Here is an 18,055-nt window from a genome sequence, read left to right on the forward strand (position 1 = left end):
AAAAAGAGTCACTCGCCACCTAGCCATGGTCGTAAAAGGAAAATTTCGTGTTTGAACTTCTCGCCCCCATTCCTGTATTTGCCATCCAAGCGCGGCAGCAGTCGGCCCGCTTCTTGCAGCACGTGTTGCTGCTCTTCTTTGCACTGTGCGTGCTTGCGACGGGTGCGCATGCCACGCCGGCACCCGGAGGTGCAAGCATCAGCGCGACAGCGACGGCGACTTACATACCGGCCGGCTTTACGCAGCCGGAAACCGTCAATTCCAATACGGTACAAGCGCAAATACAGTCGGTTGAAGCGCTCAGCTTGAGCCCGAGTCAGAGCCTGACGCGGCCACCGGTGAGCGCAGTGACGATCTCGCATTTGCTCAGCAATACAGGTAACACCAGCTCCTCTTACACGCTCAGTTTGGCCAATGGCGGCGGCACTTGCCCAGCCGGTGGCGCGCTGGTGGTGAGCGGCTTGAAGGTGGTGCGTGATATTAACAATAACGGCGTCGTCGATCCCGGCGAGCCTACTCTCACGCTCAACAGCGCCGGGGTGGTTACCTTGGCTGCCGGAGCGAGCATGAATTTACTGATAAGCGGCACGACGCCGAGCCAGTCCTCGGGTGTCGCCTGCGTGACCCTCGGTGCTCTGACTGCTTTGCAAAGCGTGAGTGCCAGCAGCAGCGACCTGATCACGCTGGGGAATAATGCTGCGCTGAGTTTGACCAAATCCGCCAGTTATTCCGGCCTGCTGATTCCGGGCGTCAGCGATATCGGGTTTACTGTGACGGCCAACAGCCAAGGCAGCCAAATCGCACAGCCGAACGCCAGTGCCGGAGCCTTGGCAACAGCGATCACGGTCAATGGCATGCCGCAAAGTTTGATACTGCTCAGTGACGTCGTGCCGGTTGGTACGCAATATAACTCTGCCAGCTTGCAGACCAATGTCACCGGTGCGCTGCGCTTGTTCCGTGTTGCCGGTGATGCGCCGTTCAACTACCGTACCAGTGATGCCGGTGCGGCCGCCGTCGAAGTGGCGATCGGGCTAGCGCCTGGCGTCCCAGTGCCGAAAATCATGACTATGAATTTTTCCGTGCGCGCGATGGTGACTGGCAATATCAGCAATACCTCACAATCGTATTATTTCGATGGCAGTAATCCGGTCGTCGTCAATTCCAATACCGTGGTGATTTCCAGCGTACTCAACAGCATAGGCTTGGCCAAGGCCGCCGGCGTGCCGCGCAGTAATGTTGATGCCAATGGCAATGCCGACGGCACTGCCACCGTCAGCTTTACGCTGTTGGTGAAAAATTATGGCACGGCACCGCTCTACGATGTGCAAATCAGTGATTTGATCGAAGGCACAGGCGCGGGCCAATTCGGAACGTATACCGCGCAGACGGTGCCGGGTCCGAATCAATACACGATTGTCGCCGGATCCTTGGGCGTCAACAATCAACAAGCCAATGGCGTACAAGGCGTGGTGTTGCAACCGTTGTTGAGCTTTACCGGTCAAGGTACGCACAAAAAACTGCTGGCACCCGGCGCGGTGCTGCCGGTCGGTGCCAGCTCGACAGTACAGTTCGATGTGCGCTTCAATACCGGCGGCAGTACGGCCACTTTGTATAATCAGGCACGCGTGACGGCGGCTGCCGTGGCGGGTGGCGTGGTGGTGGCGCGCGATGACTCTACCGATGGCAGCGACCCGGATCCGGATGGTGATGGTAACCCTACCAATAATAGCGAGGTCACGCCTATCCTCACGCAATTGCCGAAATTAAGTTTGGAAAAAACCGTTGGGGCACCGCGTATCGTCAGCACCGGCGTGGTCGAACTCGACTATACCTTTACCATCAGTAACAGCGGTTCGTCGGCGGCACCGAATGTGCGTCTGCTCGATAATTTGAATTGCACCTTCGGTATGGATAAGCCTAACGGTCAGGTTCAATCTTGGGAAATCGTTGGTAAACCGGTGGCACAAAAAGGCTTGTTAAACATCGCCTCGAACTACACCGGCAGTGCCAGTTGCGATCGCGCCGGCATCAACAATGCCAATGCGGCGGCCAGTGTGCCGACCGCGGTTGGTCTGAGCTTGGTCGATGGTAACCGTGCATTAGCGGCCAATCAAACCGAAACCATCACGCTGACCGTGCGCTTGACGCAGAAGCCGCAATCGGTCGGTTTGCGCAGCATTCTTTCGAATAAAGCCTGGGCCGCTTCGTACACCAGCAATGCCGTCAATCCGACTGCGAATATGCTGGTCAATGCCGTCTCTGCCACGGCCGACAGTATTTTGCTCGCGCCTACCGGTTATGTCTACGATTCCAGCACACGCTTGCCGGTGGCCGGTGTCAAGGTTACCTTGGCACGCACGGCGACTGGCCGCTCGCTGTCACCAATGAGTGCCACCGATCTGTATGCTGGCCCAGCCTATGCATTCAATGCCGATGGCAGCGTCAGCATGACCACTGGTGCCGACGGCAGTTATCAGTTCGCTTTGCAGTCACCGAAAGATTTGTCAACTTATACGCTGAGCTTGTTACCGCCGCCGAACAGTGGTTACGTCGTGCCGTCGCAAGTGATCAGCGTCCAACCGGGTGTGTATGGCAAGTGTGGCCCCGTGGTAGCGAACACCACGATTCCACAAAACAGTGACCCGACCGATTATTACTTCGGTTTCCAAATGGGCGTATCGAGTGCGAATGGGCAGACTTGTGATGTGGTCAATAACCATATTCCGCTTGATCGTGGCAGTGCCACTGGTTTGGTATTGAAAAAAGAAGGTAATAAAGTACAGGCTGAATTAGGCGATTTCCTCGATTACGCACTGACGCTCAGTAATAAAACCGGCGTCACCTTGAACGGCGTCAGCTTTACCGATGCCTTGCCACCTGGTTTGGCATATATCAAACAGAGTGCGCGGCTTAATGGCCTGCCACCGGCTGATCCGGCCGGTGGTGCCGGACCGAGTTTGAAATTCAGCTATCCCGACCTGACTCTGGCCCCGGGCGACAATGCCGTGGTGCGCTATCGCGTCCGTGTTGGCGTCGGTGCGCCTACCAATGGCACCGTGATTAACCGTGCCAGTGCGGTATCGGGCACCTATCAATCGAATTTGGCCAGCTGGAAAACACTGATCAGCGGCGGTGTGTTTGCCGATGATGCCTACGCTTTCGGTAAGGTGTACCTCGATTGCAAGCGCGACGGTAAGCAAAAAACCACCGAACAGTCGGAAGAAATCGGCATTCCTGGGGTGCGTTTGTTCCTCGAAAATGGTACCAGCGTAATTACTGATATCGAAGGTAAATGGAGCCTGTATGGTTTGAAGCCAGTGACCCATGTACTGCGTTTGGATCAAAGCAGTTTGCCATCCGGTGCACGCCTCGAAGTGCTCGATAACCGCAATGCCCAAGCACCGGAGAGTCGTTTTCTTGATTTGAAAAAAGGCGAATTCCACAAAGCCAATTTCATCGTCACCAATTGCGATGATGCGGCAATGATGGACGAAGTCAAAGCGCGCCGCGCCGCCATCGTCGCCAATCCTGATGTCGAAATGGAAGCGCAAGTTCGCAGCCGTCTCGACCCTGAAGGCTTGCCTATTGTAGCCGGTGATTTGCGTGGTTTGCCAGCCAGCGGCCAGATCGGTGGCGCGACCGGTGCCGGCTTCGCCAGCACACCAACAACATCTACCGCGGCTATGATCAAATTGCCACAAGCACCGTCTGATGGCAGTAGCTTTGTCGGTTCCTCGGCCGGTAATCTCAGTGGCACCTTGACCTCGTCGGGTGCACCGTCGGGCAACGCGGCAAAGTCGGTGTCAGACCTTGCCTCCAGTAAGCTACTGAGCGGTGCCGCAGAACCTGGGGTGTTCCCACAATTGCCAGCAGCTCCAGCGGAAACCTTGGAAGTGTTGTTACCGAAATTAGAAAACAATAGCCTGGAATTTATCGGACTTAAAGATGGCGATACCCTGCCTTCGAGTACCACCAATGTGCGCGTCAAAGGCGATATCGGTGCGAGCTTGCGTCTGACTGTCAACGAGCAGGTGGTCGATGATCGTCGGGTCGGTAAAAAAGCATCTTTGCCATCGAAAAAAGTCACGGCCTGGGAATACATCGGTGTCAGCTTACGCGCCGGTTCGAACAGTTTGTTGTTGGAACAAGTCGATGAATTCGGCAATGTCCGCGATAGCCGTAAAATCAACTTGATCGCGCCGGATAAACTGGGCAAGTTATCTCTCGAAGCGCCGGAAACAGCGGTGGCCGATGCGCGCACCCCGATTCGTATCAAAGTGCGTTTGACCGATGCCAACGGTGTGCCAGTCACGGTGCGTGCACCACTGACATTAGAAGCCGATCGTGGTCGTTGGTTGGCCGTTGATCTCAATAGCAAAGAGCCAGGCACCCAAGTGTTTATGGAAGGTGGTACGGCGGAATTCGAAATTGTGCCGCCGGCCGAACCCGGTACCATGCGCGTGCGTGTTACCAGCGGTAATTTCGTGCAAAAATTGCGGATTGTACTGTTGGCGGAAAAGCGTCCGATGATCGGTGTCGGTATTGTTGAAGGTGTGCTTGATTTGACTAACCGCGGCAAACTCGCACTCGGTGCCATGCCGGCCGGAGCAGCCTTTGAAACTGAATTGAGCGGTATCAGCAGCAGCAAAGATAACAGCCGTGTTTCCGGTCGCAGCGCCTTCTTCTTTAAGGGGACGGTGAAGGGCGAATACTTGCTGACGGCCTCGTTTGATTCCGATAAAACCGAACAAGAACGCTTGTTCCGTGATATCCGTCCCGATGAGTTTTACCCAGTGTATGGCGATTCTTCGGTCAAGGGTTTCGATGCACAAAGTACGCAAAAGCTGTATGTGCGTATCGATAAAAACCGCTCGTATTTGTTGTATGGTGATTTCACTACCGCCAGCAGCGGCGAAGTGCGCCAGTTAAGCCAGGTCAACCGTTCTTTGACTGGTGTGAAAAATGTGTATGAAGACAGTAATGTCCGTGCCACCAGCTATCTGTCACGCACCAGCCAAACTCAGGCAGTTGAAGAGTTCCGTTCGGTCGGTACTTCCGGGCCGTATTTCTTGCGCGGTAATGGTGGTGACTTTGTACAAAACAGTGAGCAAGTCGAGATTTTGGTACGCGACCGCAATCAAGCCAATGTGATCTTGCAAAAAACTGCGCTCGTGCGTTTTGTCGACTACACGATAGAACCTTTGACGCGTCGTTTGTTGTTGACCCAAGCGGTGTCGTCGGTCGATCTTAATCTCAATCCGCAATCGATACGTGTCACTTATGAAGTCGATACCGGTGGTCCGGAATTCACCGTGGCGGGTACCGATGTGCAGGTGAAAGTCAATGAACAGTTGCAAGTTGGGGTAGTCGCGAGTGTCGATAAAAATCCGGAAAACCAACGCAAGTTAGCCGCTGCGACTGCCTTGGCACGCCTGGGTGAGCATACCTCGGTGGCGGCGGAAGTGGTTGGTACTGAATCGGATTTGAATGGTCGCGGCAATGCCGGTCGCTTGGAATTGCGCTACCAAGATGAGAAGTTAGCCATCGCTGCTTTGGCCAGCAAGACCAGCCAAAATTTCGATAACCCCGGTGCCTCGACCACGGCCGGTCGGATCGACGCCGCTGTGCGCGCCGAATTGAAACTCGACGACACCTTGAAACTGCGCGGCGAAGCCTTGTACAGTAAAGATGCGCTGGCTGATGATGCGCAAAGCGGTATCAGTGTCAGCGCGCAGAAAAAAATTGGTGAACGCACGGTTGCCGAACTGGGCGTGCGTCATGGTCAATCGAATGCCGGTGCGGTATCGAGTTTCGACTATGGTCAGATTTCGACGCATAACGGTATCTCGGGCAGCACTGACGCGGCCGGCGGCCAGAACACCACCACCACTGGCACCAGTGATGACAGCGTCAGCACCGTGCGTTTGCGCGTCAGTACACAGTTGGCCAGCGTGCCGCAAGCGCAAGTGTTCATCGAAGGCGAACAAGATATCAACCATTCTGATCGCCACGTGGTGGCCGTGGGCGGCAATTACGCCGTCACCGACAAGACCCGGGTATATGGTCGGTATGAATTGGTTTCCAGCTTGCAGGGTCCGTATAACTTGAATTCTTCCCAAGCCGGCAATGTTGGTACCGTTGGGGTGGAAAGTAATTATATGGAAGGGGGCCGCGTGTATAACGAATACCGTCTGACCGACAGTATTGATGGTCGTGGTGCCCAAGCGGCTTTCGGTGTGCGCAATACCTTCAAGCTCGATTCGCGCTGGAGTGTTACCGGTGGGCTGGAACGTGTCAGTAATCTCGGCAGTTACGGTAACAGCGGTAATACCGGTACCGGCCAGTCTGGTGCGCTGGGCAGCTCGACGGCCCTCATCAGCGGGGTCGAGTATCTCGGTGACCGTGTCAAGGCCAGCGGTATTGCCGAAGCCCGCAATGGTGATGATGCCAATACCCGTTTGTTCAGTGCCGGTTTTGCTTACAAAATCAATCCTGATTGGAGTTTATTGACGCGCAATGTTTACAGCCAAAGTCTAGGTCAGGGTAGTAATGCCGGCAATGATCTGACCCTGATGCGCAATCAAGTCGGTGTCGCCTATCGTCCGGTCGATCAAGATGTATGGAATGCCTTGGCGCGCTACGAACATAAAACCGAGCGCGTCGGTGAGGCGGCCGATGCAGCTGGTCTGGCCAGTGCCAGCAGTTTCGGCGGCAGCGGTAACATCACTTTGCCAGGCACGTATAACACCGACATTATTTCGGCCAATGTGAATGTCAACCCGTCACGCGGTAATTATCTGACCGCGCGCTATGCGGCTAAAGTGGCCGAGGCCAGCGACGGTACGCTCGACAGTACTTACTGGGCGCATTTGTTGCAGGGTCGGTACACCCGCGACTTGACTAAGGATTGGGATATCGGCGTACAGGCTGGCGTGATGTATGGCAAAGGTGGTTCTTTGCAAAAAACCGCAGGTTTGGAAATCGGTTACCAAGTGTATAAAAATCTGTGGCTCTCGGGCGGTTACAACTTTGTCGGTTTGACCGATCGCGATTTGACCGGTAATGAATACACCAGCAAAGGCGTGTACCTGCGCTTGCGCTTCAAGTTCGATGAAACTGCGCTCGGCTTTGCGCCTGTTACAGCGCCGGTGAAAGTACCAGTCAAAGCAGCGCCGGTACCGGCACCCGAACCGGTCGCAGTGCCGCAGCCGGTAGCAGAAGAAGTGGTGCCACCGGTGGCGACACCATTGCGCAGCAAAACGACGTTCCAAGCTAACGCACTGTTTGATAGCGACCAGTCTGCCCTCAAGCCGCAAGGTAAGCGTGAGCTCAATGACTTTGCTGCCCGTTTGCGTGAAGTTGATTACGACGTCGTCATCACCATGGGTCACAGCGATTCACGTGGCGATCATGATTACAACCAACGTCTGTCGGAACGCCGTGCCGATACTGTGCGTGCTTATTTGATTGAACAAGGTATCAAAGCGGAACGGATCGAAGCCAAGGGCTTTGGCGAAGATCAACCGGTAGCCAGCAATGCGACGGCGGCCGGGCGCGCTAAAAACCGCCGCGTCGAGATCGAAGTAACGGGTTATGAGAGTAAGTAACAACAGTGCATTCGCCACCCATCTGTTAGCAAGGACGGTAATCATGAAAACGATACATTGGGCGAACCTTGTCCCGATCGGTGCCTTACTGGCAGCATGGTACAGCCGCTTCTTGCTGACGCAGCGCTTAATGTTGGCGCAGATGATGTTGGCGTTGGTATTGTTGGGGACGATGGGGGGAGCGTGGGCGCAGTTTAATCCAAGCAGAATAGCGATAAATGAAACTTCACGTTTCAGCGTTGGTTATACGTCTGTTTCAGGAAATGGCGTCGATACTTTATACCGATATGGCGGACAGCTTCCTGCGGGTGTCACTGTTGCGGCGAACAGCAATCCATCGTCAGATTGTGGGATGTCATTTAACCAGTCCGGTAACCGTTGGTGGTTTTCTGGTGCAGTCAGTTTTCCCCTGGGGAAAGCCTGTCAGTTCGGGTTTAATGTAACGAGTTCGACGGCCGGTACCTATACAGCAATCGTTGGGTGTTCCGACGTTCAGACGCAGTTCGGCAGTTGTGTCGGCACATCCATTGCCACGACTTTAGAAGTGATAGCGCCATTCTCGCCACCTCCGGGGCCGCCAATCGTTGCTTTGGTCTCTGGCGTGCGTGTTGTTGGAAATGCCAGCGTGCCGGCCGATGGCCGCTCTCAGATCGTGTTAGAGGCCTTTGCCCATAACCCCAGTAGCGGACTGCCACTGGTGGGTATTGGTGTCAACTTTACCGGAGGCCCGTATACTTTTGTCGGTGGTATGAGTCGATGCGTTACCGGTAGCGATGGTCGTTGTCGCGTGTCTTTGGTCAGTAACGTGGCTGGAAGAACCTCGTCCAACATGGTTTCTGAGCAATACGTGGTGTACGGAAGCATTCCTCTTTACGGCATCACTGGTCAGACCGCGAATTTTGAATTTACCCCAGCCAGCATCACGCCGCCGCCGAACCCGAATCCGAACCCGCAGGTTGTTGGGGACTGGGGTTATTACCCCAATACGATTCCGGTCAATGAGATCAGTCAGTATCGTTCTTTTTTTCGGTTGACAAGCGGTAATACTGGTGCCATCTCGCGCTACAGCGGCACACTTCCTGCTGGCGTCAGTTTTGCGCAAAACATGGGGGTATTCTCGAGCTGTCCTGGTCTGGCATTTCATACCAGCGGCAGTTCCTGGTGGTTTGACGGCTACGCGACAATACCAGTTGGCGGCGATTGTCGCTTTCAGTTCAATGTCACCAGTAATACGCCGGGCGCTTATTCGAGTACGTACACTTGTGCCGATGTCACCTTGATAGGCGCGAACTGCGGCAGCACTGCCCTGACCAGTCCCTTGACCGTTACCGGCAACACCGCGCCGCCAGTTATTTTGCCAACAAATAATGGCTATTTCCCTGACAGAATAGCGGTGAATCAGAACAGTACCTATGTTTCCGAGTTTCAAACGGGCGGCGGAGCTGGATTGCCAAATACTTGGTCCAAATACAGCGGTACCTTGCCGGCGGGTGCGGATTTTGCCCGCAACCCGAATGCATCGTCGACCTGTCTTGGTTTGAGCTTTCAGTACTCCGGTAAAACCTGGTCGTTCACCGGATCGGCTACCGTTTATCCTGGCCAAAAATGTCATTTCCAGTTTGACGTCGTCGGTACCATACCGGGTTCTTATCAGACCCCAACCTCGTGCGCCGATCTGACCATCAGCGGCCCCTGCACGGTTGTGCCGCGGAACTCGCCATTGACTGTCACCGCCGGCAGTAAAAATGGTGGCGTGCGTGTGGTGACCAATGATCAGGCCGCCGATGGCATTGCTAAAGACGTGCTCGATGTGCATGTCTATACCAATAACGACACTAACAGCGCCTACCAATCCAAACAGATCAATTTCACTTGGGCCGGTGGCAGTACCTCGTGCTTAACCAATATCGCCGGAGGCTGTCAGGCCAATATCACCAGCACGATAGCGGGCCGGATACCGGTCACGGTAACGCTGGCCGAAGACAATTCGCCGCTGCTCACAGCCCATGCCTATGGCGGTGTCTCTTACCAGTCTGCGCCTATCGATGTCAATTTCATCGCACCGGGCAGTTTCGATCCGCTGCATTCGGGTGTCAAAGTCAAACAAGATAATGCCTTAGCCGACGGTCTGGCCTATGATGAACTCGAAGCGTTTATCGGTGACGGCGCGGGCCGTCCGGTCAGCGGCGTCGATGTCAACTTCGGGGTCACGCTCGATGTCGAATTTGCTGGCGTTGCCAGCGGTAACGATGCGATCTGCAGAACCAATGCCAGTGGTACTTGCAGCGTGCGTGCGACCAGTCTGCGCGACAGTGTACGTTTTTCGACCGTCGTAACTGCTAATGGTAGCTTGTTGTCCGGCAGTTTCAACGGCTATACGCCTAGTCCGGCTCGGTATACATTTAAGAAAAATACCTCACCCATCGGTGTGATGACCTCCGGTGTGCGCGTCGTTGGTGGCAAGATTGTTGCTGGCGATGGGATAGCAACGGTTGTCTTGGAGGGGTTTGCCAGAGATGCCGTGAGCGGGGCCGCAATTGCCAACACCATCGTGCAGTTTGCCGGTACGCCGGGCGTGAGCTTTGCGAGTAATGGAGTTCGCCCGGGCTTGGGTTTGGGCACAAGTTGTATCACCGCTGCCGATGGCCGTTGTCGTGTTGAGGCCAGCAGTTTGGTAGTCGGTCTCAAATCGACGGCAGTGAGCATTCCGGCCAATAACAGTATGGGGCCGATTGCGGCGCAGGGTAGCGATGGTCCTTGGGACAGTGGTCCTTTGCGCTATTCGTTTTCATCCCCCCTCTTTGACGCCAGCAAGTCAGGCGTGCAAGTGTTGCGCGATCAAGCCCAAGCCGATGGCCTGGCCTATGATGAATTGGAGGCTTTCATCGCCGACAGCACAGGTCAGGCGATGGCCAACATGAATGTGCTGTTTGCGGGTACGCCGGAAGTCCAGTTCGGTAGCCTTCCGTATGGGGCGCTGGGCAGTTGCACCACTGGCAACGATGGTAAGTGTAAGGTACAGGCGCGTAGTAAAAAGGCGGGCACGAGTTTTTCTACCCAAGTCACGGCCAACGGGGTGGTGTTGAGCGGTACGATCGGTACGTATCATCCTAGCCCTGCCGTATATAGCTTCGGCCTGTTGGCACCGAGCGTACAGATTGTTAAGAGTGTCTTGATCGGGGTAGGCAACAATAGCTTTACTTTCAGTCTCAGCGGTTTGTCGGACAGCAGCGAGCGCATTAGCGTAGCTGGCATCGGCCAAACCAGCGGACGCATACTGAACGCTACGGCAGGTACGGCTGTCAGCATCAGCGAAAGTGTGCCCAGCGGTTGGCCGAGCGAACCGGTCAGCGCCAGTTGCATCGACAGGAATGCGGCCATCAGCGGCAACGTCAGCACGCCTGTGGGCAGCCTCAGCGGCGCGACCTTGACGCTGCCGCCCGAAGTACTTAAGCCCGGTGCAAAACTGCTGTGTACCTTTGTGAACTCCTCGGGTTTTCAAGTCAGTGGTCGCGTGTTTAACGATAATGCGGCGGCCGCCGGTGCTGCCAACAACGGCATACTCAATAGCGGTGAAGAGGGCGTGGCTGGGGTGACGATGAGCCTGAGTAATTGCAACGGACGCGAATTGGCGCGGGTGCAGAGCGATGGCAATGGTGATTACAGTCTCAATGTGCCATTTTCTACGGTCAGTGGCGTTAATGTCTGTGTCGAGAAGCAGTTGGAAGCCACGCATTTGTCGACCGGCGCATCGGTCGATAGCACCGCCTTGCGTAATGGTGTAGCGGTGAACAGTGCCGGTACCGCGTATACCTTTTCTCGCTTCCCAACTCAAGAGCAGATCAGTTTTATCGTCGTCGATCGTCGTTACAGTAAATTGAATTTCGCCGAAGTGCGGCAAAATACGTTTGCCGCCGATGGGGCCAGTACTGGCTTGCCGGGAACGACGGTAAGCTATCCGCATATTTTCAAAGCGCAGACCAGCGGTAAGCTGAGTTTCTTGGTTACCAGCGACGGGATTCCGTCGGAGAGCAGCCTGTGGCCGCTGCAAGTGTATGCCGACCCGAGCTGCAGCGGTCAGGTGCAGCCATCGGCGAGCGTATTGTTTCCTGCTGGGACGCCGCTCAGTACCAAGGCTGGTGACAATATCTGTATCGTGGTGAAAAAATTCATCGCCGCTTCAGCACTCAATGGTCATCAACATACTGCTGAGGTGTTGGCGCGCTTCTTGTATGACAATACCAGCGCGAGCATGGTGGCGACCTATCAGGTACGCGATATCACGACGGTGTCGAGCAGCGCGCTGGAATTGAAAAAAGAAGTGCGCAATGTGACTGCTAACGGTGCTTTCGGCGTGAGTAATCAAGCCAAGTCCGGTGATGTGCTCGAATACCGCATCAGTTACACGAATCAGGGCAGTTCGCCGATCAAGAGCTTGAGTATCGCCGACAGCACGCCCAGCTACACCAGCTTTGTCAGTGCGTTGGCGGGTACCACGCCTGCGAGCTTGAGTAACTGCCGCAAGCAAACGCCAGCCAATCCGGCACCGGCGGCCTTGCTTGATTGTGCAGCTACGCAGACTGTTGGCGCCACGGGCAGCATCCGTTTTGAATATCAAGGTGAAGTCAAACCTGGTGCCAGCGGTACGGTGCTATTTCAAGTGAGGGTCGATTAAGTTGTGATAGCGGCATCGCCGCAGCCTGCAACGGTGCGGATCTCCATGGCGCGCATGAGCTTATGCTCATGCGCGATCACATTGCTCTGAGCGTTGCATCAGCCGCGCCATCATCACGTAGCCAGAGCAGATTCCAGCCTGTGTCTTGTGTGATAACGGCCAGCCCACGCCCATGCCGCAAGGTCGGGGGTGAGCTTGATTAAAGCCAAAGGTTTTGAGAAAGACCAACCGGTTGCCGGCAATACGGCTGCGACCGGCTGCAGCAAAAAAAACGTCGCGTGGAAAGCGCCGTGACGGCTTAACACAGACAGTAAAAACAGCGCGTTCGGCGCGTACTTGTGAGCGAAGAAGAGAATGAGGAAAACTATGAAGCGGATGGGTTTAGTCTGGATGAACGCCTTACTGGCGGCATGGCAGGGCCGTTATTTGCGGTTGAGCCGACTGCTGTTGGCACAGGTGATGTTGGCGTTGGCGCTGTTGGGAGCGGTGGGAGCGGCGTGGGCGAAGTTCACGCCCAACGTCATACAGCCCAACCAAATTTCACGTTATACCACGGGATTTAGAGCTCATCCTGGCAATCCTGGTACGTCTGGAAATACTTTATACCGATATGGTGGATACCTTCCTAACGGGGTGTCTATTGCGGGGAATGGCAATCCAGTGACAAATTGTCCGATGACGTTTAATTATTCCGGGAATCATTGGTGGTTTTCGGGCAATGTTAATTTTCCGGTCGGGCAAGAATGTCTGTTCGACTTTGATGTGACGAGTTCGACGCCTGGTACCTATACCGCAGTTCAAGATTGTCAGGATGTTCAGTTGCAATACAATACTTGTATTTCTGGCAACCCTTTGTCGTATACTTTAATTGTACAAAATTCAGTTGCGCCACCACCGCCGCCGTCACAGGCTACTTACCTCTCCGGTGCACGTGTCGTGGGAAGAAGCACGGCACCTGCCGATGGCCAGTCTCAGATCATGTTGGAAGCCTTTGTTAAAAATTCGGATACCGGCCAACCGGTGGTGACCGGTGTCAACTTTAGCCCAGGTCCGTACACTTTTGTCGGTGGCATCAGTCGTTGCATCACCGGTTACGATGGCCGTTGTCGGGTGTCGGTAGTCAGTACCGTGTCCGGAAGAACTTCTTCCAAAATGCTGCCTGATGTTTACGTGTTATATGGCCAAGTTCCTGCGATAGGCGGGGATGGACCTTGGAACGGTCAGACCATGAATTTTGAATTTACCCAAGGCGGCATCACGCCGCCACCGCCGCCTGGTGGCAGCAATGTCTCGGGCGTGCGCGTGGTCGACAGCAGCTCGGCCGCGGCCGATGGGGTGGCCTACGTCACGCTTGAGGGCTATGTGCGCGATGCCACGACCGGGCTGGCGGTAGCGAATGCCGAAGTCAAATTCAATGGCACGCCCGGCGTGACTTTCCGCGGTGTTGATGGGTCGGGCTTGGCGCAAGCTGGTCAGGCTTTCCAGTGCTACACCAATTACGACGGTAAGTGCAGGATCGTGGCGCGCAGTACCGTGCCCGGCCCGAAAAGCACCACTGTGTTGATGACTTACAATAATAATCAAGGCTTCATCCCGATGTATGGGCCGGACGGTCCGTGGAATGCCAGCCCTTTGAACTATCAATTCACCAAGCCCGTCATCAATGGTGGCGTGCGTGTGGTGACCAATGATCAGGCTGCCGATGGCATCGCGCAAAACGTGCTGGAGGTACATGTCTATAGCGGTAACTCGGTCAACGACGCGTATCGATCGAAATGGATTAATTTCACTTGGGCCGGCGGCAGTGCTTCGTGCCAAACCAGCTACGCGGGGTCGTGTCGCGCCAGTATCACCAGCCTAGTACCGGGCCGGATACCGGTCACGGTCACGCTGGCCGAAGACAATTCGCCGCTGCTGATGGCGCATAGCTATGGCAGTGACTATTACCAGTCTGCGCCTATCGATGTCAATTTCGTCGCACCGGGCAGTTTCGATCCGCGGCGTTCGGGCGTCAAAGTTATCAACGATTTGGCTCTGGCCGATGGCGCAGCCTATGATGAACTCGAAGCCTTTATCGGTGACGGTGCCGGACGTCCGGTCAGCGGTGTCGATGTTAACTTCGGGCTGACGCTGGATGTCGAATTTGTTGGCGTTGCCAGTGGCAACGATGCGATCTGCCGAACCAATGCCAGCGGTACTTGCCGCGTGCGTGCCACCAGTTTACGCGACAGTGTGCGCTTTACTACCGTCGTCAACGTCGGTGGCACGCTGTTGAGCGGCACCTTCAATGGCTATACGCCCAGCCCAGCGCGCTATTCATTTAAGAGAAACACCGCACCGATCGGTGTGGTGAATTCTGGTGTGCGCATTGTTGGTGCCAAGATTGTCGCTGGCGATGGGATAGCAACGGTTGTCTTGGAGGGGTTTGCCAGAGATGCCGTGAGCGGGGCCGCAATTGCCAACACCATCGTGCAGTTTGCCGGTACGCCGGGCGTGAGCTTTGCGAGTAATGGAGTTCGCCCGGGCTTGGGTTTGGGCACAAGTTGTATCACCGCTGCGGATGGCCGTTGTCGTGTTGAGGCCAGCAGTTTGGTAGTTGGCCTCAAATCGACGGCAGTGAGCATTCCGGCCAATAACAGTATGGGGCCGATTGCGGCGCAGGGTAGCGATGGTCCTTGGGACAGTGGTCCTTTGCGCTATTCGTTTTCATCCCCCCTCTTTGACGCCAGCAAGTCAGGCGTGCAAGTGTTGCGCGACAATGCCGCGGCCGACAATGTGGAGAGTAATGAACTCAAAGTCTTTATCGGCGACAGCGCCGGTAACGGCATGGCGAATGTCGATGTCAGTTTTGCCAGGACCGCCGATGTTCGTTTCGGCAGCGCGGCATCGCCCGGCGTCGGCACATGCAGGACTAATGCCAGCGGTGAATGCAGTGTGCTCGCTTACAGCCGTATCAATGCCACTTACACGACCGAGGTCAGTGTCAATGGCGTGAAGTTGTTGGGTAAGGACAGCGTGTATACGGCCAGCCCGGCCAAGTATACTTTTAGTGCGGTTATCACACCATTCCTCGGCGATAACGCCGGTGTAAGGATCGTTGGCAGCAGTATTGCGAGTGCCGATGGCGTGGCAACGGTGGTGTTGGAGGCATATATAGTTGACCGTGCGACCGGGCTGCCGCATGCCAATGCCATGATGCAGTTTGCCGCCACACCGGGGGTGAGCTTTTCCAGTAATGGTAATCGCCCTAGCGTCGGCGTCGGAGTCACGTGCACGACCGGCAGTGATGGTCGTTGTCGTGTCGAGGCCAGCAGTTTGGTGGTCGGCGCAAAACTGACTGCAGCTAGCCTCGTCGGTGGTACTGGCAGCTTGGCCATTATTGACGATCCGGTTAGCGGCGTGCCTTGGAATGCGGGTCCCTTGTCCTATGAATTTGCGGCACCGGCCTTCGATGCGAGTAAATCGGGTGTGCAAGTGTTGCGCGATCAAGCCCAAGCCGATGGCCTGGCCTATGATGAATTGGAGGCTTTCATCGCCGACAGCGCAGGTCAGGCGATGGCCAACATGAATGTGCTGTTTGCGGGTACGCCGGAAGTCCAGTTCGGTAGCCTTCCGTATGGGGCGCTGGGCAGTTGCACCACTGGCAACGATGGTAAGTGTAAGGTACAGGCGCGTAGTAAAAAGGCGGGCACGAGTTTTTCTACCCAAGTCACGGCCAACGGGGTGGTGTTGAGCGGTACGATCGGTACGTATCATCCTAGCCCTGCCGTATATAGCTTCGGCCTGTTGGCACCGAGCGTACAGATCGTTAAGAGTGTCTTGATCGGGGTAGGCAACAATAGCTTTACTTTCAGTCTCAGCGGTTTGTCGGACAGCAGCGAGCGCATTAGCGTAGCTGGCATCGGCCAAACCAGCGGACGCATACTGAACGCTACGGCAGGTACGGCTGTCAGCATCAGCGAAAGTGTGCCCAGCGGTTGGCCGAGCGAACCGGTCAGCGCCAGTTGCATCGACAGGAATGCGGCCATCAGCGGCAACGTCAGCACGCCTGTGGGCAGCCTCAGCGGCGCGACCTTGACGCTGCCGCCCGAAGTACTTAAGCCCGGTGCAAAACTGCTGTGTACCTTTGTGAACTCCTCGGGTTTTCAAGTCAGTGGTCGCGTGTTTAACGATAATGCGGCGGCCGCCGGTGCTGCCAACAACGGCATACTCAATAGCGGTGAAGAGGGCGTGGCTGGGGTGACGATGAGCCTGAGTAATTGCAACGGACGCGAATTGGCGCGGGTGCAGAGCGATGGCAATGGTGATTACAGTCTCAATGTGCCATTTTCTACGGTCAGTGGCGTTAATGTCTGTGTCGAGAAGCAGTTGGAAGCCACGCATTTGTCGACCGGCGCATCGGTCGATAGCACCGCCTTGCGTAATGGTGTAGCGGTGAACAGTGCCGGTACCGCGTATACCTTTTCTCGCTTCCCAACTCAAGAGCAGATCAGTTTTATCGTCGTCGATCGTCGTTACAGTAAATTGAATTTCGCCGAAGTGCGGCAAAATACGTTTGCCGCCGATGGGGCCAGTACTGGCTTGCCGGGAACGACGGTAAGCTATCCGCATATTTTCAAAGCGCAGACCAGCGGTAAGCTGAGTTTCTTGGTCACCAGCGACGGGATTCCGTCGGAGAGCAGCCTGTGGCCGCTGCAAGTGTATGCCGACCCGACTTGCAGCGGTCAGGTGCAGCCATCGGCGAGCGTATTGTTTCCTGCTGGGACGCCGCTCAGTACCAAGGCTGGTGACAATATCTGTATCGTGGTGAAAAAATTCATCGCCGCTTCAGCACTCAATGGTCATCAACATACTGCTGAGGTGTTGGCGCGCTTCTTGTATGACAATACCAGCGCGAGCATGGTGGCGACCTATCAGGTACGCGATATCACGACGGTGTCGAGCAGCGCGCTGGAATTGAAAAAAGAAGTGCGCAATGTGACTGCTAACGGTGCTTTCGGCGTGAGTAATCAAGCCAAGTCCGGTGATGTGCTCGAATACCGCATCAGTTACACGAATCAGGGCAGTTCGCCGATCAAGAGCTTGAGTATCGCCGACAGCACGCCCAGTTACACCAGCTTTGTCAGTGCGTTGGCGGGTACCACGCCTGCCAGCCTGAGTAACTGCCGCAAGCAAACGCCAGCCAATCCGGCACCGGCGGCCTTGCTTGATTGTGCAGCTACGCAGACTGTTGGCGCCACGGGCAGCATCCGTTTTGAATATCAAGGTGAAGTCAAACCTGGTGACAGCGGTACGGTGCTGTTCCAGGTGACGGTCGATTAAGCCGGGGCGGGGGCGTCCCTTGGGCTGATACAGCAGTGGTATCCAATTGGGTGCCACTGCTTTTTTTTGCGGAAATTTAAGAATGTCGTAAAAGCTTGGAGGACACTTTTTTATACCTGAAACACCGCACACCGCGCCATTCCCGCATGCCGCAGCCTCGCCATTCCCGCATGCCACAGCCTCGTCATTCCCGCATGCTTTTGGCGGGAACCCAGTGTCGTTTTCAGCGCCGCAAATGCCATGATTTTGGCATTCGTAGTTAACCACGAACGCCGCTAGGTTCCTGCCAACAGCGCGCAGGAATGACGTGGCCACCAGTCGGGGTAATGATGCCGACTGAAAACCCTTTTGCGACAGCCTCTGAAGGCCGGGGTTTCAAACCCTAGTCAGATTTTTGATGAAATCCCAGAAAATCTAAATTTAATTCAGAATATTTACGCAACGCCAAGAT

3 protein-coding genes are annotated in these 18,055 nt (G+C 55.4%); all 3 read left to right on the top strand.

What is annotated here, in order from left to right; translation table 11 throughout:
• Window positions 1–47: 47 nt before the first annotated feature.
• Complete coding sequence (locus RHM61_RS08950; protein ID WP_322250770.1) at window positions 48–7,607, top strand: OmpA family protein; 7,560 nt, start codon at window positions 48–50, stop codon at window positions 7,605–7,607.
• 43 nt (window positions 7,608–7,650) lie between these two features.
• A complete protein-coding gene (locus tag RHM61_RS08955; protein WP_322250771.1) occupies window positions 7,651–12,282 on the top strand; it encodes a hypothetical protein in 4,632 nt (1,543 codons plus the stop codon).
• 354 nt (window positions 12,283–12,636) lie between these two features.
• Complete coding sequence (locus RHM61_RS08960; RefSeq protein ID WP_322250772.1) at window positions 12,637–17,604, top strand: Ig-like domain-containing protein; 4,968 nt, start codon at window positions 12,637–12,639, stop codon at window positions 17,602–17,604.
• The last annotated feature ends 451 nt before the right edge of the window (window positions 17,605–18,055 follow it).

This window comes from Undibacterium sp. CCC3.4, from assembly GCF_034347425.1.
GTDB lineage: Bacteria > Pseudomonadota > Gammaproteobacteria > Burkholderiales > Burkholderiaceae_D > Undibacterium.

What these genes read in the sequence shown, in the direction of transcription:
- RHM61_RS08955 (WP_322250771.1), top strand. Translation starts at nt 7,651, where the DNA reads ATGAAAACGATACATTGGGCGAACCTTGTCCCGATCGGTGCCTTACTG.
- RHM61_RS08960 (WP_322250772.1), top strand. Translation starts at nt 12,637, where the DNA reads ATGAGGAAAACTATGAAGCGGATGGGTTTAGTCTGGATGAACGCCTTA.